Here is a 20,411-nt window from a genome sequence, read left to right on the forward strand (position 1 = left end):
CGGTTTCAAATCCGGCCGCCCCGTCCCCCCGGGGGAATCAGGCGGGCTGAACCTGCGTCAGGTGCTTGCCGAGCCACTCCAGGGCGGGCGGGATCTCCCTGGTCCAGGTGTGGAAGTTGTGGCCGCCGCTGTCCAGGGTGATGGTGGCCATCCGGGTGGGCGCCTTGAAGTTGGCGACCATCTCCTGGGTGGCCTGGTAGTTGTACTCGTTGTAGCTGGTGGCCAGCAGCAGCGAGACCGGCTGGGCGGGCCGGTTCTTCAGCAGCCAGACCAGGTCGTTCTCCTTCTTCAGCTGCTCGTCGCCCGCGAACAGGTCGCCCGTGGTGGCGTCGATCGGCGTGGTGTAGTAGCCGGAGAGCGAGATCGCCGTGCGGTACGAATCCGGCTTGCGCAGCGCGAACTTGAGGGCGCAGTACCCCCCGGTGGAGTTGCCGATCGCGACCCGCTGGTCGGGCTGGTCGGACACCCGGTAGGAGGCGGCCACCGCGGTCGGCAGGTCCTCGGTGAAGTAGGTCTCCACCTGCGGCCCGCGCGGCACGTCGACGCACTCGGTGTCCCGGTTGCCGACCACGGTCGGACGCATCATCACCAGCACGGTGGGCGGCAGCTTGCCCGCCTCGATCGCGGCCAGCGCGGAGGCCGGGTACTCCAGCAGCGAGATCAGCTTCTCGGCCGACCCCGGGTAGCCGGAGAGCACCAGCGCCATCGGGAACTTGCGGTGGTCGTTGTCCGACTGGAAGTACTGCGGCGGCAGGTAGACGTAGGCGTCGCCGCTGATACCGGACTTGGCGCCCTTGATGGTGACCTGCTGGATCACCCCGGCCCGGTCCCGCGAGGACCCCTGCGAGGAGTACACCTTCTGCTCCCCGCGCAGCGCCACCGCCTTGCCGGGCTGCTGCTCCACCACGACGCCGGGGCTGCCGCTGGTGCCGAGCAGGTCGGTCCAGCTGGTGTAGAAGCCGAAGTAGGAGTTGGCCACCAGGCCCATCGCCGACAGCAGCGCCACCTGCGCCACCAGGAAGGCGCCGATCCGCCCGGCCCAGGCCTTCCACCCCTTCCCGGCCAGTCGTGGCCAGAGCCACATGGTGAGCACGAACGCCACCACCGCGAACACGACGGCGACGATCTGGATCGGGGTTCCGGTCAAGCTGGGCACTTGCTGATCGTAGATGAGAGATTCCTGTGCGCGGCGCTCCGGGGCGTCGTTCTGCCCCGTTCCCCACCGGATCTGCCCGTGCGATCACGCCGGGGCTGCCCCCGCGCTCGTGCTATAAACGGCCGCATGAGCGAAGCCCTGGCGCGGCGGCCCGCGACGCTGGAGGACGTGGCCCGGGAGGCGGGGGTCTCGCGATCGACCGTCTCACGGGTGATCAACAACATCCGGAACGTGGACCCCGAGCTCCAGCAGGTGGTCCGGGACGCGGTCGCCGCCACCGGCTACGTCCCCAACGCGGCCGCCCGCGCCCTGGTGACCAGACGGGCCGGGGCGGTGGCGCTGGTGTTCTCCGGCACGCCGGGCCAGGGCGAGATCTTCACCGACCCCTTCTTCGGACGGGTCGTCAGCGGCGTGATCGGCGCGCTGCGCCCGCTCGGCGTGCACCCCGTGCTGATGCTGGCGGACGACGCGGCGGCCCGCGAGGAGGTGCTCTCCTTCCTCCGCCAGGGCAACGCCGACGGCGCGATGCTGGTCTCCACCCGGGCCGGGGACCCGCTGCCGGGCCGTCTGGTGGAGGCCGGGCTGCCGGTGGTGATGTTCGGCAGCCCGCCGGAGGGCCTCGCCGACGGAGTGAGCTGGGTCGACCTGGCCAACGTCGAGGGCGGCCGGCTGGCCGCCGGACTGCTGCGCGGGCGCGGCTGCCGGCGGATCGTCTCGATCGCCGGGCCGTCCGCGCTCTCCGCCGGGCGGGACCGGCTGGCGGGGGTGCGCGAGGTGCTCGGTGACGTGCCGTCGGCCGAGGGCGACTTCGGGCAGGCCAGCGGGGCGGCGGCGATGGCCCGCCTGCTGGCCTCCTGCCCGGACCTGGACGGCGTGGTGGCCGCCAACGACCTGATGGCCCGGGGTGCGGTCGCGGTGCTGGCCGAGCACGGGCGGCGGGTGCCGGAGGACGTCGCGGTGGTGGGGTTCGACGACAGCAGCGCGGCGACGGGCGGGCTGCCGCTGCTCTCGACGGTCCGCCAGCCGGTGGAACTGATGGCGGCCGAGATGGCCCGGATCCTCCTGGAACGGGTGGTCGGGTCGGCCTCCGGGACGGCCTCGGTGGTCTTCGAGCCGGAGTTGGTGGTCCGCGAATCCGCTTGATGCGTGGGCGCGCGGCGGAACGGCAGGGCGTGCAACTGGCTGACGTGCCCCGATCCAGCGCTGGTCCGCCTTCCGATGCGCGCAGTTCCTCGCGCCCCTGAGGTCGCTGCCCTTTCACGCTCGGGGGCCGCCCTGTTTCGACGGCCGGGGAAATCACCGGTGAATTTCCTTGGGGAGGGCGGGAATTGCCCGTTCACAATGCCGCACCGGCGGGCCGGTGCTTCCGGCAATTGGGGTGAGGTGGGAGACTCGGGGCATATCCGATGAGAGGAAGCGCGATGGGATTCAAGCGACTGCTGGCCGGTCTCGGAGCCGGCGGGGCCTCGGTGGAGACGGTGCTGAACGACCCGAACGTGGTCCCCGGCGGCACGCTGCACGGTGAGGTGCGGATCCAGGGCGGCAAGGTGGACCAGCGGATCGAGGGGCTGACCCTCAGCCTCCAGGCCCGGGTCGAGGTGGAGAGCGGGGACGGCGAGCACCACCAGGACATCCGCTTCCAACCGACCCGACTGGGCGGGGAGTTCGAGCTCAAGGAGGGTGCGCTGCACGCCGTGCCGTTCGCCCTCCCGGTGCCGTGGGAGACGCCGGTGACGGCGGTCGGCGGGCAGCAGCTGCGCGGCATGGCGCTCGGGGTGCACACCGAGCTGGCGATCGGCCGGGCGGTGGACGCGGGCGACCTCGACCCGATCGTGGTGCACCCGCTGCCGGTGCAGCAGGCGATCCTGGACGCGTTCGGCCGGCTCGGCTTCGGCTTCAAGAGCGCGGACCTGGAGCGCGGCCACGTCCGCAACACCCGCCAGCGGCTGCCGTTCTACCAGGAGATCGAGTTCTTCGCGCCGCAGCAGCAGTACCCGGGGCTGAACCAGGTCGAGCTCACCTTCGTGGCGGACGAGCACGCGGTGGACGTGGTGCTGGAGATGGACAAGAAGGGCGGTCTGTTCACCGAGGGCTCCGACACCTTCCGCTCCTTCACCGTCGCGCACGCGGACGTGAACGCGACCGACTGGGCCGGGTACCTGCACCAGTGGCTCCATTCGGTGGGCGGCCAGCGCGGCTGGCTCTGATCCACCGGGCCCCGCGCCTACGGTGACGGGGTGTCAGTGAGTCGTAGGGCCGTGCCGGGCGGGTTGGCGGCGGGGCTGGCGGGCTGCGGCGGCCCGGCGGCGCCACCGTCGCCCGCCGCCTCGTCGTCGGTGTCGGTCTCCGCCGCACCCGGCCCGTCGCCCGCACCGTCGGCCCTGCCGCCCAGGGCCGAGGTGGTCGCCCGGTACGGCGGGCAGCCGGCCGGGCGGTGGGGGACGGACGTGGCCGGGGTGATCGGCCGGCTGCCGGGGGAGGCGGTCGCGCTCACCTTCGACGCCTGTGGCGGCCCCGGCGGCAACGGCTGCGACGAGGCTCTGCTGCGGACGCTGCGTCAGCACGCCGTGCCCGCCACCCTGTTCGTGAACGCGCGCTGGCTGGCGGCCGATCCCGGCCGGGCCCGGGAGCTGGCCGCCGATCCGCTGTTCGAGCTGGCCAACCACGGCACCGCGCACCGCCCGCTCTCGGTGGACGGCCGCTCCGCCTACGGGATCGCCGGCACCCGCGGCGTCGGCGAGGTCTACGACGAGGTGGCGGCCAACCACCGAGGGCTGGCCGAGCTGACCGGCCGTCCGCCCCGCTTCTTCCGCTCCGGCACCGCGCACTACGACGAGACCGCCGTCCGGGTGGTCGGCGAGCTGGGCGAACGGGTGGCCGGGTTCACCGTGAACGCGGACGCGGGGGCCACCTTCACCCCGGCCGAGGTGCGGCGGGCGCTGGCCGCCGTCCGCCCGGGGGCGGTCGTGATCGCGCACGTCAACCGGCCCGGCCGCGGCACGGCCGCCGGGTTCGCCGCCGCGCTGCCGGAACTGCTCGGCGCCGGGCGGAGGTTCGTACGCCTCTCGGATGGTGTAGACCACCTGGGTTAGCCGCTAGGGTGCCGGTCAACCACCGGGAGGGGCAGTCATGACCACCAGTACCACCACCGAGCGAGTGCGCACCGTCCGGGCCGGAACGGCCACCGGCGAGGTGATCCGCTGCGGGGTCTCGGACGCGATGCTGGCCGAGCTGGCGGTCTCCGTCGTCTTCTTCTACGACCGCCCGCTGGACGAGCAGCGCCTCGCGGACGGGTTGGCGGTGGCGCTGGGCCGGGCGCCGGTGTTCGCCGGGCGGCTGCGGAGCACCGGCGCGGGCCTGGAGATCGTCTGCTCCGACGCGGGCGTCCCGATGGTCTCGGCGGACGCCCCCGAGAACCTGGGCGAGGCGCTCGGCCGGATGACCCTGGCGGCCTCCGGGTACGTGGACCACGTCGCGGCCCAGGCCGTGCACGAGGGGGAACTCCCGCTGCTCACCGTCCGGTTGAGCCGCCTGGCGGACGGCGGGACGGCGCTCGGCTGCTCCTGGCACCACGTGCTCGGGGACGTGCAGACCTTCATGACCCTGATGCGGGCCTGGTCGGCGGCGGTGGACGGCAGCGAGCCGCCCGAGGTGCTGGTGGTCGAGGACCGGGAGGCGTACCTGGACTCGGTGCTGCCCGAACGGGACTCCGGGCGGCTGGGCTTCCGCGTCCCCGGGCCGGAGGAGGTGGAGCTGCTGGGACGGGAGTTCGCCGTCGCCTCCCGGGCCAACCGGACCGTGCAGGTCTACTTCACCGACGCCGAAGTCGCCCGGCTGCGGTCGGAGTTCGAGGAGGCGGCCGGGCGCCGGCTGTCGGTCAACGACGTGCTCTGCGCCCACGTGGTCACCGCCGTGCGCCGGCTGGACGAGGACCACGAGCCGCGCACCCTGGTGCTGCCGGTGAACGTGCGCCGCCACCTGGGCCTGCCGGCCGGCGGTCTGGGGAACGTGCTGGGCGAGATCGTGCTGGACTGCCCGGCGGACGCCGCGCCGGCCGCGCTGGCCGCCCGGGTCCGGGCCGCGGTCGAGGGTTTCCTCACCGACCACCTCAGCCTGCGCACCAACCGGGACTTCCTCGCGGGCCTCGGCCGGGAGCGGCTGCGCGCGTGCGTGCCGCTCGGCTTCGACCCGGCGGCCAAGACCTTCACCCTCTCCACCTGGTCCCGTGCCGGGGTCTACGACCTGGCCTTCGAGGGGCACCGGCCGATCGCCTTCAGTCCGGCGGCCAGTGTCCAACTCCCGTGGGTCTCCTGGCTGGTGGAGGGTTTCGAGGGCAGCGGCCACCTGCTCACCGTCTCGCTCCCGGTCCGGCTGGCCGCCCGGCTGCGCACCGAGGCCGGGCAGGCCCTGCTGCACGCGCACCGCGCGGCCGACGAGCAACTGCCGGAGATCGCCCGGCAGATGAAGAAGCTGGCGTGAGCCGGCGGCCGGCCCCACCTCCGCCGAGGTGGGGCCGGCCGCCGGGTCAGCGGGCCGCGGTCACGGGAAGGAGACCACGGTGGACGGGACGGTGCTGGTGCCCGAGGTGCCGGGGCCGGTGGAGTTGATCACGTGGTTGTACTGGCCGTTGCCGCCCAGCGAGACCACCGAGAGGTCGTGGAACTTCACGCCCGGGCGGACCGGGGCCTCGAAGCCGTGCTCCTGGCGGATGGTCGGGTCCACGTTGTAGTAGCAGTAGCTGCCCAGGCCCCAGCCCTCGTGGGTCTGGACGTCGGGGCCGACCCGGTAGGCGGCGTAGCCCTGGGTCGAACCGTTCTGCACGGCGGCCTGGTTGGGGGCGTCGTAGGCCTTCTCGTTCTGGAAGAAGACGGTCCTGCCGCGCTCGCCGAACCACTGCACGTCGTACTTGTTGAAGTGCTCGACGAACAGGCCGGTGGTCAGCACGTCGTCGCCGTTCACGATCAGGCCGTGGTCGGAGCGGTTGGTCTCCCAGCCGACGCCGTCACCGTGGTCGGCCCGCCAGAGCCAGGTGTGGTCCACGATCACGTCGTCGCTGTTCACCACGACGGCCGTGGTGGCCTTGCCCGCACCCGCGCCGCCGACCCGGACGAAGACGTCCTGCACGGTGGTGGGGTTGGCGGTGTGGTCGGCGGCGGCCCCGGCCGGGCCGACCTCCAGCAGGGTGGGGGAGTTGACCGGGCCGGCGTCGATCAGGAAGCCGGCCAGCTTGACGCCGTCCACGTCGGCGACCTTCATCGCCGTCACGCCGTTGTCCGGGATCAGGGTGGCCAGGCCGAGGCCGAGCACCACGGTGTCCGGACGGGTCACGTCGATGGTCCGGTCGACGTGGTAGACCCCGGGCGTGAAGAGCAGGTTGAGGCCCTGGGCCAGCGCCGCGTTGATGGTGGCGGCGGTGGCGCCCGCCTTCACCACGTAGAACTGGGAGAGCGGGACGGAGCTGCCCTGCGGCGCGCCGTTGCCCCAGCTGGTGCCGCGGGCGTCGGTGCGCTTGGCCGGGACGAAGACCTTGTAGTCGGCGCCGTCCAGGTAGAGGAAGGGCTTCTCCCGGGAGACCGGGGTGGTCTCCAGGGTGGTGTAGGCCGGGTTCGGGAAGCCCTGCGCGGGCGCGCCCTGGACGCCGGAGAAGACCTGGTTCCAGACCCCGTTGGAGAAGCCGCCGATCGAGCTGTCCCGGGTGTACCACTGCTGCTGCGAGTAGTTGCCGATCTGCCCGTCGATCTTGCTGTCCGCGATGTACCCGCCACTGGCCCAGCCGTAGCCGTTGGGCGCCAGGTTGAGGCCGCCCTTGATGTGCATCCGGCGGAACGGCGCGGCCTGCGAGACGGCCCAGCGGTCGGTGCCGCTGACCGGGTTGACCGCCAGGTTCTCGGTCGAGCGCCAGAAGTTCTGGGTGGCGTTGCCGTTGAACCAGCCGGCGTCCACGGTGATGTCGCCGTTGATCAGGGTGTCGTCGGGGGACAGGCCGAGGCCGTTGACCGAGGTGTAGAAGCCGACCTGGGCGTTGAGGTTGTTGTAGGTGCCCGGCTTGAACAGGAACTGGTAGCGCCCGCTGCCGAACTGGGCCGACTCCTGCTGCTGGAAGACCTCGTCCAGCTTGGCCTGGATGTTCGGGGTGGACGGGTCGAAGACGATCACGTTGGGGCCGAGGTCGCCACCGCCCTGGATCGGGGGCAGGCCGGTGCCGGTGTTGACCTTGAAGTCCCAGAGCGAGTAGCCCCAACCGGTGCCCCGGGTCAGGCCGTTGACCCGCACGTAGCGGCCGGAGCCGGTGACGTTCAGGGTCTCCTGGCCGCCGGTGCCGTTGGTGGTGGTGTGGACCGTGGTCCACCCGTTCCCGTCGGCGGAGGTCTGGATCTGGTACGACTTCCCGTACGCCGCCTCCCAGTTGAGCACCACCCGGCAGAGCTGCTGGACCGAGCCGAGGTCCACCTGGAGCCACTGCGGGTCACTGGCCGCCGAGGCCCAGCGGGTGCCGGAGTTGCCGTCGGTGGCGGCGGAGGCCGGGGTGCCCGCGTTCTCGGTGGAGGAGGCGGTGGTGGGGCGGCCCTGGGCGGCGTCGGTGGTGGAGCAGGTGGAGCCGCCGGTCTGCGAGCCGAAGACCTGGAACTCCCAGAGCGAGTAGCCGTACCCGGTGCCCCGGGTCAGGCCGTTCATCCGCACGTAGCGGCCGGTGCCGGTGACGTTCAGGGTCTCCTGGCCGCCGGTGCCGTTGGTGGTGGTGTGGATGGTGGTCCAGTTCGCACCGTCGGCGGAGGTCTGGATCTGGTACGACTTCCCGTACGCGGCCTCCCAGTTGAGCACCACCTTACTGATGGTGGAGCTGGCGCCGAGGTCCACCTGGAGCCACTGCTGGTCGCTCGCGGCCGAGGACCAGCGGGTGGCGGTGGAGCCGTCCACCGCGAGGGCGGCGGCGGTCCCGCCGTTCTCGGTGGAGGAGGCGGTGACCGCCTTGCCCTGGGAGATCAGGGCGTCGGCGGCGTGGGCGGTGGTACCGGGCAGGGCGAGCAGCGCTCCGGAGAGCAGTGCCAGCGTGGTGGCGGTCGCGGCTGTACCGCGTGCCGAGGTGAGCCTCACGGGCTTCTCCTGCGGTGGGTGGGGGGTGGGGGTCGGGGAGGCGCGGGCGGTGGACACGGACACACCGGCGGATCTTTGGAGAGCGCTCCCCGGTGGGAGTGTGGAGGGCCCAACTCGCGGCTGTCAAGCACCCGGTGGCGACCTGACGTACCGCCGGCCGGTCGGCCACCGGCCGGGCGTGTACGGTCAAGTCACTTCCCCGAAGGGGGAGTTGTCGCAGGTCGGCGCGGCTATGCCGGGGTCAGCCGGCGGAGTTCGCCGCCCGAGGTGAGGAAGTGCGTGAGCGGCAGGGTGGCCGCGCCCACGGTGACGGCGTCCGGGCCGAGGCGGCCCAGGGTGATGGTGGTCTGGGCGCGCGGGAAGCGCAGGGCGTACTCGGTGGCGGCGGCCTCGATGCCCGGCAGCAGCCGCGGCCCGAGCAGCAGCCCGGCCCAGCCGCCGATGACGATCCGTTCGGGGTTGAACAGGTTGACCAGGTCGGCGATGGCCGCGCCCAGGTACTCGGCGGCCTCCGCGAGCAGGGCCTCCGCCGCCGGGTCGCCGGCCTCGGCGGCGGCCAGCAGCGCGGCCAGGCCCTCCTTCTCCGAACTGCCGGGCGGAGCCGCGCCCCACCGCTCGACCAGCGCCTCCGCGCCGACGTACGCCTCCAGGCAGCCCTTGGAGCCGCACCGGCAGAGCCGCCCGCCGACGTGCACCTTGGTGTGCCCCCACTCGCCCGCGCTGCTGGTGGCGCCCCGGAAGCGGGAGCCGTCGGCGATCACGCAGGCCCCGACGCCGGAGCCGAACAGCGCGACCACCGCGTGCCGCGCGCCCTGCCCGGCGCCGAACCACATCTCGGCCTGGCCCAGGGTCTTGGCACCGTTGTCCACGTAGAGCGGCAGGTCGGTGCCGGCCCGCAGCAGCCGGCCCAGCGGGACGGCGTCCCAGCCGACGGTCTGGCTGTGCACCACCACGCCGTACCCGTCCGAGTCGGGTTCGCCCTGCTCCACGATGCCGGGCACGCCGATGCCGACCCCGAGCACGGTGGCCCGGTCCACTCCGGTGCGCTCCAGCACCTCGGTGATGCCGGTGAGCATCAGCTCGACCACGTGGTCCACGTCGTGGCCGTGGTCGGAGAGCGGGTGGTCGCTGGCGGCCAGCTCGGTCAGCGCCAGGTCGAAGAGCGCGACCCGTACCTGGGTCTCGCCCACGTCCACCCCGATCAGGTGCGCCCGGTCCGGGGTGACCTGGAGCAGGATGCGCGGACGGCCGCCGTCGGAGTCGACCGAGCCGCACTCCTCCACCAGCCCGTCGGCGATCAGTTCGCCCACCACGTTGCTGACCGAGCCGCCGCTCAGGCCGCTGATCCTCCCCAACTCCTGTCTGCTCAGCGGACCTTCGAAGTACAGCCGGTGCAACAGGGTGGAACGGCTGCCCCGTCGCAGGTCACGGACGGTCTGCTTGCCTCGCTCTGCCATCTGGTCTCCCTCCTGACTCGAATCTATCGCTGCGCGGACTCTTGACGCCAGCTTTTCTCACACGTTAAATCACGGTCCGAAGTAAGCATCTGAGCTCGCGGTTCCACGGCGGCTCACACTTCCCCCGAATCCCACCACCCACTCGTCCGAGAGGGACACGGTCATGCGCTTCCACCGTCTCGCCGCAGCCACCGCCCTGGTCTCCGTCCTCACCCTGACCGCGACCGCCTGCGGCGGCGGGTCCTCCTCCGAGGGCGGCGACAACAGCGCCCCGAAGGAACTCACCTACTGGGCCAGCAACCAGGGCACCAGCCTGGAGAACGACAAGCAGGTCCTGGAGCCCGAACTGAGAAAGTTCGAGCAGCAGACCGGCATCAAGGTCAAGCTCGAGGTCGTCCCCTGGTCCGACCTGCTCAACCGCATCCTGGCCGCCACCGCCTCCGGCCAGGGCCCCGACGTGCTGAACATCGGCAACACCTGGTCCGCCTCGCTCCAGGCCACCGGCGCCCTGCTGCCGTTCGACGAGACCACCTTCGGCAAGATCGGCGGCAAGGACCGGTTCACGCCGTCCACCATCGCCTCCGCCGGGGCGGCGGGCAAGGACCCGGCGGCCGTCCCGCTGTACTCCATGGCCTACGGCCTCTACTACAACAAGAAGCTCTTCCAGGAGGCCGGCATCGCCCAGCCCCCCGCCACCTGGGACGAGCTGGTGACGGACGCCCAGAAGCTCACCAAGGACGGCAAGTTCGGCCTCGCCATCGAGGGCGGCAACGTCTCGGAGAACGTCCACCACGCCTTCGCCTTCGGCAAGCAGCACGGCGCCGACTGGTTCGACGCGGCCGGCAAGCCCGCCTTCGCCACCCCCGAGGCGGTCGCGGCGGTCAAGCAGTACGTCGACTTCATCGCCAAGGACAAGATCGCCGCCCCCGGCAACGCCGAGTACGCGGCCAACCAGTCGGTGACCGACTTCGCCAGTGGCAAGGCCGCGATGCTGATGTGGCAGGCGGCCGGCGCCTCGCTCAAGTCGCACGGCATGGCCCCCGAGGACTATGCCGTCGCGCCGATCCCGCTCCCGGCGGGCGCCACCGGCGCCAAGGCCACCACCTCGATGGTGGCCGGCATCAACCTGGCGGTCTTCAAGAACACCAAGAACACCGACGGCGCCCTGCAGTTCGTGAAGTTCATGACCAGCACCGAGGAGCAGGTCCAGCTCAACAAGACCTACGGCTCCATCCCGCCGGTGAAGGAGGCCCAGGCCGATCCCGCCTTCTCCACCCCGGAGTTGAAGACCCTGGCCACCGTGCTGCAGACCAGCGCCGCCCCGCTGCCGCAGGTGGCCAACGAGAGCCAGTTCGAGACCCTGGTCGGCACCGCGGTGAAGAACCTGCTGGCCGCGGCCGCCTCCGGCAAGCCGGTCACCGAGGAGTCGGTGAAGGCCGAGCTCACCAAGGCCCAGCAGCAGATGCCGGCGAACTGATCCTGATGCGACAGCGATTCGGCCGACGTGCCCTGCCCTACCTGCTCCTGCTCCCGGCACTCGCCCTGGAGCTGCTGATCCACCTGGTCCCGATGGTGGTCGGCATCGCGATGAGCTTCAAGCAGCTCACCCAGTTCTTCATCCGGGACTGGTCGGCCGCGCCCTGGTCCGGCCTCGCCAACTACCGCGTGGCGGTGGACTTCGACGCACCGATCGGCCGGTCGCTGCTGCACTCGTTCTGGGTCACCTGTACGTTCACCGCCCTGGCGGTCGGGCTCTCCTGGCTGCTGGGGACGGCGGCGGCGGTCTTCCTGCAGCAGGAGTTCCGGGGGCGGGGCCTGCTCCGCACCCTGTTCCTGGTGCCCTACGCGCTGCCGGTCTACGCGGCGGTGATCACCTGGTCGTTCATGTTCCAGCGGGACACCGGCCTGGTGAACCACCTGCTGGTGGACCAGCTGCACCTGCTGGACGAGAAGCCGTTCTGGCTGATCGGCGAGAACAGCTTCTGGGCCCTGGTGGTGGTCGCGGTCTGGAAGACCTGGCCGTTCGCCTTCCTCACCCTGATGGCCGGCCTGCAGAACATCCCGCGCGAGCTCTACGAGGCCTCCGCGATCGACGGGGCGGGCGTCTGGCAGCAGATCCGCCGGATCACCCTGCCCTCACTGCGGCCGGTCAACCAGGTGCTGGTGCTGGTGCTCTTCCTCTGGACCTTCAACGACTTCAACACCCCCTACGTGCTGTTCGGCAAGTCCGCCCCCGAGCAGGCCGACCTGATCTCCATCCACATCTACCAATCCTCCTTCGTCACCTGGAACTTCGGCTCCGGCTCGGCCATGTCGGTCCTGCTGCTGCTGTTCCTGCTGCTGGTGACGGCGGTCTACCTGTTCGTCGGTTCGCGCCGGAGGGACGCCGATGCTTAAGCCCCCCACGTCCTTCCTGTGGGCCCGCAGGGTGTTCCTCACCCTGCTGACCGCCTTCGTGCTGGCGCCGGTGCTGGTGATGCTCAGCTCCTCGCTCAAGCCGCTGCGCGACGTCCAGGGCCCGTTCCGCTGGTTCCCCAGCGAGCTGACGCTCCGTCCGTACGTCGACATCTGGACGACCGTCCCGCTGGCCGACTACTTCGTCAACTCCCTGATCGTGTCGCTGAGCGCGACGGTCTGCTCGGTGGCCATCGCGGTCTTCGCGGCCTACGGGGTGAGCCGCTACCGCTTCCGGGGGCGCAAGCTCTTCACCGTCACGGTGCTCTCCACCCAGATGTTCCCCGGCATCCTCTTCCTGCTGCCGCTGTTCCTGATCTTCGTGAACCTGGGCAACGCCACCGGTGTCGCCCTCTACGGCAGTCGCGGCGGGCTGATCCTCACCTACCTCACCTTCTCGCTCCCGTTCTCGATCTGGATGCTGGTCGGCTACTTCGACTCCATCCCGCGGGACTTGGACGAGGCGGCGGCGGTGGACGGCTGCGGACCGCTGCGCACCCTGCTGCGGATCGTGGTCCCCGCCGCCACCCCCGGCATCATCGCCGTCTCGGTCTACGCCTTCATGACCGCCTGGGGCGAGGTGCTGTTCGCCTCGGTGATGACCAACCGGACCACCCGCACCCTCTCCGTCGGCCTCCAGGGGTACGCCACCCAGACCGACGTGTACTGGAACCAGGTGATGGCCGCCTCCCTGGTGGTCAGCGTCCCGGTCGTCGCCGGCTTCCTCCTGCTGCAGCGTTACCTGGTCGCCGGCCTCACCGCCGGGGCCGTCAAGTGACCCTCCCCTTGCTCCCCTCCGAAAGGCTTTCTGACATGGAACTCGGTGCTCTCCCCGACGACTTCGTCTGGGGCGCGGCCACCGCCGCCTACCAGATCGAGGGCGCCGTCGCCGAGGACGGCCGGGCCCCGTCGATCTGGGACACCTTCTCCCACACCCCGGGGAAGGTCGACAACGGCGACACCGGTGACGTGGCGTGCGACCACTACCACCGCTGGCCGGAGGACCTCTCGCTGGCCTCCCGGCTGGGCCTCGGCGCCTACCGCTTCTCGATCGCCTGGCCCCGCGTGGTGCCGCAGGCCGACGGCGTGGTCAACCCGGCCGGTCTGGACTTCTACGACCGGCTGGTGGACGCCCAGTTGGCGGCCGGCATCACGCCCTTCCCGACCCTGTACCACTGGGACCTCCCGCAGGCCCAGCAGGACCGCGGCGGCTGGGCCGAGCGCGAGACCGCCGAACGCTTCGGCGAGTACGCGGCGGTGGTCGCGGAGCGCCTGGGCGACCGGGTGACCAACTGGGCCACCCTCAACGAGCCGCTCTGCTCCGCCTGGATCGGCCACCTCGACGGCACCATGGCCCCCGGCATCAGGGACCTCACCACCGCCGTCCGGGCCTCCTACCACCTGCACCTCGGCCACGGCCTGGCCGTCCAGGCCCTGCGGGCGGCCGTGCCGGGCGCGAAGATCGGCATCGTCAACAACCTCAGCACCATCGAGCCGGCCTCCGGCTCGGCCGCCGACCTGGCCGCCGCCGTGCGCGCCGACGGCCACATCAACCGGTGGTGGCTCGACCCGGTCTTCGGGCGCGGCTACCCCGAGGACATGGTCAAGCTCTACGGCGTCGAACTCCCGGTCCGGGACGGCGACATGGAGCTGATCGGCGCCCCGCTGGACTGGATCGGCCTGAACTACTACTTCCGGCAGTTCGTGACCGACGACCCGTCCGGCCCGGCCCCGGGCTTCCGTCAGGTGCGCGGCCCGAACGCCGAGCACACCGCGATGGACTGGGAGGTGCACGCCCCCGGCCTGGAGGAGCTGATCCTGCGCCTGGCGAACGAGTACGGCGCCGCGAAGATCTACGTCACCGAGAACGGCTCCGCCTACGCCGACACCGTCACCCCCGAGGGAGCCGTCCACGACCCGGGCCGCACCGCCTACCTGGAGCAGCACCTCGCCGCCTGCGACCGCGCGGTGGCCCAGGGCGCCCCGCTGGCCGGGTACTTCGCCTGGTCCCTGCTCGACAACTTCGAGTGGGCGTACGGCTACGACAAGCGCTTCGGCCTGGTCCACGTCGACTACGAGACCCAGCGCCGCACCGTCAAGACCAGCGGCCTGCGCTACGCCGAGCTGATCGCGGCCCACCGCAGCCGCTGACCGTCACCACCGGGGCCGGCCAGGGAGAACACCCTGGCCGGCCCTTCCGCGTCCGGCGGCGTCCGGCTCCGGCGCGCACCGCCCGCGGGCGGGCAATTCTGTCGGCGCCATTGAAAAGCAATGTGACGTGTGCCATTTTACCTCGCAGTCCGTCGCTGACGGACGTCTGCTCCAACCCCCAGGAGTGAACCTTGCGAGCCATCGCCACCACCCTGCTGATCGCGGCCCTCGCGGCCGCCCCCCTCTCGGCAGTCCAGACCGCCCACGCCGCCCAGGGCGGGCTCAAGGCGGAGCAGGTCCTCGCGGACCCGTCCCAGCGGCCCGCCCACGGCAGCGCCAAGGACGCCGCCGCCCTGGCGGCCCCCACCGGCGGCCGGCTGGAGTCGCGCATCCTGCCGATCGTCCACACCTGCAGCCCGTCGCTGCGGATCCGGGCGCAGGAGATGACCGCCGACCAACTGGCCGCCACCTGCGCCAGCCTGGCCAACCAGGACGCCTACTTCCACGGCGTGGTCAAGGACTCGGGGCCGGTCGCCAACGACTTCAACACCACGCTCGAGGTCGACGTCTTCAACTCCAGCGCCGACTACAAGTCCTACGCCGGGAAGATCTACGGCATCAACACCAACAACGGCGGAATGTACCTGGAGGGCGACCCGGCCAAGTCCGGCAACCAGCCGCGGTTCATCTGCTACGAGCGCACCGACGTCAGCCCCGGCTGGCAGATCTGGAACCTCAACCACGAGTACACCCACTACCTCGACGGCCGGTTCGACCTCTACGGCGACTTCAACGCCAGCCAGACCACCCCGACCGTCTGGTGGGGCGAGGGCATCGCGGAGTACGTCTCGTACTCCTACCGAGGCGTCAGCTACACCAACGCGACAGCCGAGGCGGGCAAGCACACCTACGCCCTGCGCACCCTGTTCGACACCACCTACGACAACACCGACACCAATCGCACCTACAACTGGGGCTACCTGGCCGCCCGTTACATGGTCGAGAAGCACCCGGCCGACGTCGCCACCGTGCTCGGGCACTACCGCACCGGGAACTGGGCCGCCGCCCGCACCTTCCTCACCTCGCTCAGCTACGAGAGCGACTGGAACACCTGGCTGACCGCCGTGGCCGCCGGCGCGTGACCGGTGCGCCGCTGCCCTCGCCGTCTCCGGACCGCGAGGGCAGCGGCGCCGGCCAACTGTCCTCCTCGCTCCGCACAGGCGGATTCCGCCCTCCGGCCGAGCAGCCGCCGAGCGGTTATCGGGCCGACGTAGACTCCAGGGAGTCCGAGCCGAGGAGGGGCAGTGGAGGCGTGGATTTCGGTGCGGGGCGGGGACGACCCGGTGCACGAGCTGCGGGAGTTGGACGCGTGGTTGAACGACGAGCCCGAGCTGCGGGGGAAGGTGCGGCCGCGGGCGGCGCGGCCGGGGCACGGTGAACTCGGCGCTCCCTACGACGTGTTGATCGCGGCGATCGGGAGCGGTGGAGTGGTCACCGTTCTCGCCGGATCGCTGCACGGCTACCTGACCCGCCCGCGCGGTGCCGACGTGCGGATCTCGGTGTCCGCGCCGGACGGGCGCAGCGTGGAGGTGGAGGCCCAACGGGTCGAGGACGTCGAGGCGTTGCTCCGCCAGGTGATCGCCGCCTCGTCCGAGGAGGGCGAGGGCGGAGCGGAGGCGTGAGCCGGGCGGTCGATCCGGGGCGCTCGCGGGCGGTGCTGATCGGCACGCCGTCCTACCAGGACGAGCGGCTGCCCGAGCTGGCGGTGGTCGGGGCCGGAGTGGCCGACCTGGCACGGGTGCTGACCGATCCGGAGCTCGGCGGCTTCCCGGCGGAGCACTGCCGCACCGTGCCGCCGGACGCCGACCTCGCCCGGGTGGGGGAGGAGTTGACGGCCGCCGCCGAGGAGGCGGAGGACCTGTTGCTGGTCTACTTCTGCGGCCACGGCCTGATCGACCGCCGCGGCAGGCTGCACCTCGGTCTGGCCGGTACCCGGCTGGAGCAACTCCCGTACACCGCGCTGCCCTTCGAGGCCGTCCGGGAGACCTTCCTGGACAGCCGGGCGGAGAACCGGGTCCTGGTCCTGGACAGCTGCTTCAGCGGCCGGGCGGTGGGCCGTCCGATGGCCGGGGAGGAGCAGCGGCACCTCGCCGAGCTGGAGGTCTCCGGTGCCTTCACCCTCACCTCCGCCCCGGCCAACCGGGCCGCCCTGGTGCTGGACGGCGAACCGCACACCGCCTTCACCGGCCGGCTGCTCCGACTGCTGGAGGAGGGCAGCCCGCAGGCCGGTCCGATGCTCACGCCGGCCGGGATCTTCCGCCACCTGCGGGCCCAACTGGCAGCCGAGGGGCTGCCGTTGCCGCAGCACCTGGGCACCGACACGGCCGGCGAGCTCGGACTGGTGCGCAACCGGCAGGCCCTGACGGGCCGTCGGCCGCCGGTGAACGGGACGCTCCCGGCCTTGGCGCACGCGGCCGTCACCGGCCCCGCCCCGTCGCTGCGGGAAACGGCTCCGGAGGAGGCGGTCCGCGCGATCGAGCGGGCGCTGCGGCTCACGGCCCGGGCGGAGAGCAAGCAGCTGCGACGCGTCCTGGTCTCCGCCGTCGCCCCGGTGGTCGCGGCGGTCTCGGAGGAGCAGGCGGTGGGCATGGCCGCCACCGTCTCCGACCCGGACCGGCGGCAGTCGATCACGGCGGACATCGCCGTGGTGCTCGCCGCCGAGGACGCCTTCAAGGCCCTCGACACGGCCCACGGCCTCTGGGAGTCCTACCGGAGCACGGCCGTCGCGGAGATCGCCCGCGTCGACGACCACCGCCACCCCGGGAACGGGGCGTACCTCCTGGACACCTACCTGCTCGCCGGCCAGAAGCCGGGCAGAGGGAGTCCGGTCTGCTGGGAGGACGTGGTGCGGTCGGTCGCGGCCTTCGCCCCGGACCGGGCCGAGCAGCTCGCCGCCGCCCTCCCGGAGGGGTACTCCCGCACCGTGGCCCGCGCCGGGATCGCCCTGGCCCTGGCGGCCACCGATCCGGACCGCGCCCTCCGGCTGCTGCCCGACCGGTGTCCGCCCTGGGCGACGCCGCCCGTGGCCGAGGCCCTGGCCGTGATCGACCCGGACCGGGCGTTGCGCTTCCTCGCCCCGTACGCGGGCCAACGCCCCTACGCCCACGCCTTGGTGGGCGTCGCCCGCTCGACAGTGGCCACCGACCCCCGGCGCGCCGTCCGTCTCGCCGACGCCGTCACCGAACGGTCCTGCCGCATCGAGGCCCTCGCCGCCGTGGCGACAGTGGTCGCCGCCACCGACCCCGACCACGCCCTGCGGATCGCCCGCACCATCGGCGACCCCGAGGCGGAGCAGGCGGCCCGGGCCGACCTGGTCCCGGTCCTCGCCGCCACCGACCCGCCCCGCGCCACGGCCCTCACCGAAACCATCGACCACACCCTCTGGAAGGTGCGCGCCCTCACCGGCACCGCCGCCGTCCTCCTCGGCACCGGCCACCGCCGCGGCAGCGCCGCCGCCCTCGCGTCCCGTCGGTGACCCGAGGGGCGGCGGCGCCGGCCGGCTACAGGCCCGGGATCTGCCGGGCGGCGAAGGCCTGGCGGACGGTGGCGGCGGCCTGGTCGCCGTACATGGCGCGGGCGGTGGCCACGGTGGTCAGGGCGGCGGCGGAGAAGGAGGTGTCGGGGGCGAAGGAGAACTGGGCGTTGACGATCAGGCGGTCGGCGGTGCGGGCACCGAGGGCCTTGCGGATGTCGTAGAGGGCCTGGGACCAGATCTCGCCGTCGGCGTGCACCTCGCCGACGCGGTCGGCGTAGACCTTGCCGGTGTCCAGGCGGCGCAGGCAGTGCGGCGTGGTGGAGGTGTAGGAGGTCGAGTCCCAGTCGCCGACGCAGGCCTCCTCGGCGCGGCCGGTCCAGCCGTAGCGGGCCTGGGCGGCCTGACCGACGGTCAGGGCGAGGTAGTCGCCGAAGGCCTCGCCGATCGAGCCGGCCTCCACCGAGCTGCCGAAGCCGGGCACCTGGGCCTCGTGCACCGCGTGGCCGTACTCGTGCACGATCACCTCGGCGTCCTCGGCGTCGTCCACGCCGCCCTTGCCGAGGCGGATCTCGTTCTTCTTGTCGGTGAAGAAGGAGTTGTCCGAGCCCCACTGGTTGAGCCGGACCTGCTGGACCTTGTCGTTGGCCCCGCGCAGCTCGCTGCCGAAGCCGAGGCCCTGGAGGTACTCCTGCGCCTCGTTGACCCAGAAGTACGCCATCACCTGCTCGAACTGGTCCGCGTTCCGGGTGTACCGGAAGTCCCCGGTGGCCGACCGGGCCGGGGTGCCGGTCTCGGAGCGGACCGCCGCCCACGTGCCGGAGAGGCCCCCGCTCGTGTCCAGGTTGCGCAGCGCCACGGTCGCGTAGGCGGCGGCCAGGGCGGCGGAGTCGGCGTCCTTGGCGTCGGTCAGCGACTGGTCGCCGGTGGCCTGGACGGGGTTGACCCGGAAGACCTGGCCCACGGGGGCGGAGGCCGGGGCGGGCGCGGGCGCGGCGACGGCCGGGGCGACCGGCACGGCGAGGGTGGCCAGGGCGGCGGCGGTGGCCAGGGCGAGGCGGGAGGCACGGGTGGTGCGGGACAAGGTTCCTCCAGGGCGGGCTGGGTGAGGGTGCGGCGGCCCGACCGATCGGTCGGGGCCGACGGCGGGGATCATGCCGCATCGCCGTAGGAAAGGACAGACCCGGGACCGAATCCGCCGGGTACTCCTAACACTCGTGCCCGGTGCTCCCGTTAGGGGGTTGCCAAACGGTTTTCGGGCCGCCGAGACTCCAAGGAGGCCGGAGCGGAGGAGGGGCAGTGGAGGCGTGGATCTCGGTGCGGGGCGGGAGCGGGGTGCGCGAGCTTCGGGCGCTGGAGGTGTGGCTGGGCGCCGAGGCGGCGCTGCGCGGCCGGGTGCGGCCGCGGGCGGTGCGGCGCTGGCGCGGTGAACTCGGCGTCCCCTACGGGGTGTTGGTGGTAGCGGTCGGGCACGGCGGGGCGGTCGCCGCGCTGGCGGGCTCGCTGCACGCCTTCCTGGCCCGGCCGCACGGCGCCGGGGTGCGGATCTCGGTCTCCTGCCCGGAGGGGCGGAGCGTGGAGCTGGCGGACCAGCGGGCCGAGGAGGTGGTGGCCCTGGTCGGCGGAGTGCTCACCGCCCCCGAGGAGGACGCGGTGTGGCCGGCGGCGGACGGGGTCCTCGCGTCCTGACGGATGCCGGTCGGCGTACGTATGATCGCCCGGACCGGCAAGTCGGGGGAGTGGGGCGTGGTGGGCGACGAGCGCGTGGTGGTGGTCACCGGGGGCGGGACGGGGATCGGGGCGGCGACCGCCCGGGTGCTGCGGGAGAGCGGGCACGAGGTGGTGGTGTCCGGGCGGCGGCGGGAGCCGCTGGAGGCGGTGGCGCGGGAGACCGGGGCCGTCGCGCACGTGGCGGACACCACGGAGCAGGGGCAGGTGGACGGGCTGGTCGCGGCGGCGGTCGAGCGGTTCGGGCGGCTGGACGGCCTGGTGCTGAACGCCGGGATCGGGCGGCCGGGAGGAGTGGGGGAGCTCGCGGTCGAGGACTGGGAGGCGGTGCTGCGGACCAATGTCACCGGCCCGTTCCTGGTGCTGCGCGCCGCGCTGCCGCACCTGCTGGCGGCCGGGGGCGGCGGCGCCGTGGTCGGGGTGGCCTCGGTCTCCGCGCTGCGCAACGGGCACGGCAACGCCGCGTACGCGACCTCCAAGGCCGCGCTGCTCCAGCTCTGCCGTTCGGTGGCCGTCGACTACGGCCGCCACGGTCTGCGGTCCAACGTGGTCTGCCCCAGCTGGGTCCGCACCGAGATGGCCGACCGGCCGATGGGCCGCCTCGCCGAGCTGGGCGGCCACGGGGACGTGGAGGCCGCGTACCAGGAGGCCACCAGGCTCAACCCCCTGGGGCGGCCCGGCGAGGCGGCCGAAGTGGCCGAGGCCGTCGCCTGGCTGCTCTCCCCGTCCGCGAGCCTGGTCAACGGCGCGGTGCTCACCGTCGACGGCGGCATCAGCACGGTGGACCCGGGCACGGTGCCCTTCCCCTTCCGGGTGGAGCGCCGGGAGGACTGATCCT

General features: G+C 72.5%; 15 protein-coding genes and 2 pseudogenes. 13 read left to right on the forward strand and 4 right to left on the reverse strand.

Annotated features, from left to right (window positions below; all coding sequences use genetic code 11):
• Positions 1–37: 37 nt before the first annotated feature.
• Positions 38–1,156 carry an alpha/beta hydrolase gene (locus tag ACIA8O_RS18385; protein WP_396294911.1) on the reverse strand — a complete coding sequence of 373 codons (1,119 nt, stop codon included), beginning with the start codon at positions 1,154–1,156 and terminating at the stop codon, positions 38–40.
• 126 nt (positions 1,157–1,282) lie between these two features.
• On the opposite strand from ACIA8O_RS18385, the gene ACIA8O_RS18390 reads away from it, so the two are divergent.
• From ACIA8O_RS18390 to ACIA8O_RS18405, 4 genes are all read left to right on the forward strand, one after another.
• Entirely contained in the window at positions 1,283–2,299 is a 1,017-nt protein-coding gene (locus tag ACIA8O_RS18390) for a LacI family DNA-binding transcriptional regulator (RefSeq protein WP_396294912.1), read from the forward strand.
• 278 nt (positions 2,300–2,577) lie between these two features.
• Complete coding sequence (locus ACIA8O_RS18395; RefSeq protein WP_396294913.1) at positions 2,578–3,363, forward strand: sporulation protein; 786 nt, start codon at positions 2,578–2,580, stop codon at positions 3,361–3,363.
• Between the two features lie 30 nt (positions 3,364–3,393).
• Positions 3,394–4,248, forward strand: coding sequence for a polysaccharide deacetylase family protein (locus ACIA8O_RS18400; protein WP_396294914.1), 855 nt, complete (start codon positions 3,394–3,396; stop codon positions 4,246–4,248).
• 37 nt (positions 4,249–4,285) lie between these two features.
• On the forward strand, positions 4,286–5,635 hold the full coding sequence (locus ACIA8O_RS18405; protein ID WP_396294915.1) for an acyltransferase: 1,350 nt from the start codon (positions 4,286–4,288) through the stop codon (positions 5,633–5,635).
• A gap of 60 nt (positions 5,636–5,695) precedes the next feature.
• On the opposite strand, the gene ACIA8O_RS18410 is transcribed toward ACIA8O_RS18405, so the two are convergent.
• Positions 5,696–8,251 (reverse strand): discoidin domain-containing protein, encoded by a 2,556-nt coding sequence (locus ACIA8O_RS18410; protein ID WP_396294916.1) that lies wholly within the window; start codon positions 8,249–8,251, stop codon positions 5,696–5,698.
• A 230-nt stretch (positions 8,252–8,481) separates the two neighbouring features.
• Positions 8,482–9,708 (reverse strand): ROK family protein, encoded by a 1,227-nt coding sequence (locus ACIA8O_RS18415; protein ID WP_396294918.1) that lies wholly within the window; start codon positions 9,706–9,708, stop codon positions 8,482–8,484.
• Between the two features lie 163 nt (positions 9,709–9,871).
• Between ACIA8O_RS18415 and ACIA8O_RS18420 the strand changes: the two genes are divergently transcribed.
• From ACIA8O_RS18420 to ACIA8O_RS18450, 7 genes and pseudogenes are all read left to right on the forward strand, one after another.
• Entirely contained in the window at positions 9,872–11,185 is a 1,314-nt protein-coding gene (locus ACIA8O_RS18420) for an ABC transporter substrate-binding protein (RefSeq protein ID WP_396294920.1), read from the forward strand.
• A gap of 23 nt (positions 11,186–11,208) precedes the next feature.
• Positions 11,209–12,105: pseudogene (locus ACIA8O_RS18425) on the forward strand (carbohydrate ABC transporter permease); the annotation flags it as partial.
• Complete coding sequence (locus ACIA8O_RS18430; protein WP_396294921.1) at positions 12,098–12,940, forward strand: carbohydrate ABC transporter permease; 843 nt, start codon at positions 12,098–12,100, stop codon at positions 12,938–12,940. The pseudogene ACIA8O_RS18425 and the gene ACIA8O_RS18430, both read left to right, overlap by 8 nt.
• Positions 12,941–12,975: 35 nt before the next feature.
• Positions 12,976–14,313 (forward strand): GH1 family beta-glucosidase, encoded by a 1,338-nt coding sequence (locus ACIA8O_RS18435; protein ID WP_396294922.1) that lies wholly within the window; start codon positions 12,976–12,978, stop codon positions 14,311–14,313.
• A 374-nt stretch (positions 14,314–14,687) separates the two neighbouring features.
• A pseudogene (locus tag ACIA8O_RS18440) lies at positions 14,688–15,449 on the forward strand (collagenase); the annotation flags it as partial.
• 168 nt (positions 15,450–15,617) lie between these two features.
• The gene (locus tag ACIA8O_RS18445; RefSeq protein WP_396294923.1) at positions 15,618–15,995 is read left to right on the forward strand and encodes a hypothetical protein; all 378 of its coding nucleotides are present in this window, start codon (positions 15,618–15,620) and stop codon (positions 15,993–15,995) included.
• Complete coding sequence (locus ACIA8O_RS18450; RefSeq protein WP_396294924.1) at positions 15,992–17,848, forward strand: hypothetical protein; 1,857 nt, start codon at positions 15,992–15,994, stop codon at positions 17,846–17,848. Before ACIA8O_RS18445 ends, ACIA8O_RS18450 begins: the two co-directional genes overlap by 4 nt.
• Before the next feature lie 25 nt (positions 17,849–17,873).
• On the opposite strand, the gene ACIA8O_RS18455 is transcribed toward ACIA8O_RS18450, so the two are convergent.
• A complete protein-coding gene (locus ACIA8O_RS18455; protein WP_396294925.1) occupies positions 17,874–18,929 on the reverse strand; it encodes a M36 family metallopeptidase in 1,056 nt (351 codons plus the stop codon).
• 215 nt (positions 18,930–19,144) lie between these two features.
• Between ACIA8O_RS18455 and ACIA8O_RS18460 the strand changes: the two genes are divergently transcribed.
• Both ACIA8O_RS18460 and ACIA8O_RS18465 read left to right on the forward strand, forming a co-directional pair.
• Positions 19,145–19,534: a hypothetical protein gene (locus tag ACIA8O_RS18460; RefSeq protein WP_396294926.1), complete on the forward strand. Its 390-nt coding sequence runs from the start codon at positions 19,145–19,147 to the stop codon at positions 19,532–19,534.
• 60 nt (positions 19,535–19,594) lie between these two features.
• The gene (locus ACIA8O_RS18465) at positions 19,595–20,407 is read left to right on the forward strand and encodes an SDR family NAD(P)-dependent oxidoreductase (protein WP_396295329.1); all 813 of its coding nucleotides are present in this window, start codon (positions 19,595–19,597) and stop codon (positions 20,405–20,407) included.
• Positions 20,408–20,411 lie beyond the last annotated feature (4 nt).

Source organism: Kitasatospora sp. NPDC051853, from assembly GCF_044452665.1.
Lineage (GTDB): Bacteria > Actinomycetota > Actinomycetes > Streptomycetales > Streptomycetaceae > Kitasatospora.

Coding starts and splice junctions, on each gene's coding strand:
- ACIA8O_RS18395 (WP_396294913.1), top strand. CDS start 2,578: ATGGGATTCAAGCGACTGCTGGCCGGTCTCGGAGCCGGCGGGGCCTCG.
- ACIA8O_RS18390 (WP_396294912.1), top strand. CDS start 1,283: ATGAGCGAAGCCCTGGCGCGGCGGCCCGCGACGCTGGAGGACGTGGCC.
- ACIA8O_RS18405 (WP_396294915.1), top strand. CDS start 4,286: ATGACCACCAGTACCACCACCGAGCGAGTGCGCACCGTCCGGGCCGGA.
- ACIA8O_RS18435 (WP_396294922.1), top strand. CDS start 12,976: ATGGAACTCGGTGCTCTCCCCGACGACTTCGTCTGGGGCGCGGCCACC.
- ACIA8O_RS18430 (WP_396294921.1), top strand. CDS start 12,098: ATGCTTAAGCCCCCCACGTCCTTCCTGTGGGCCCGCAGGGTGTTCCTC.
- ACIA8O_RS18420 (WP_396294920.1), top strand. CDS start 9,872: ATGCGCTTCCACCGTCTCGCCGCAGCCACCGCCCTGGTCTCCGTCCTC.
- ACIA8O_RS18415 (WP_396294918.1), bottom strand. CDS start 9,708: ATGGCAGAGCGAGGCAAGCAGACCGTCCGTGACCTGCGACGGGGCAGC.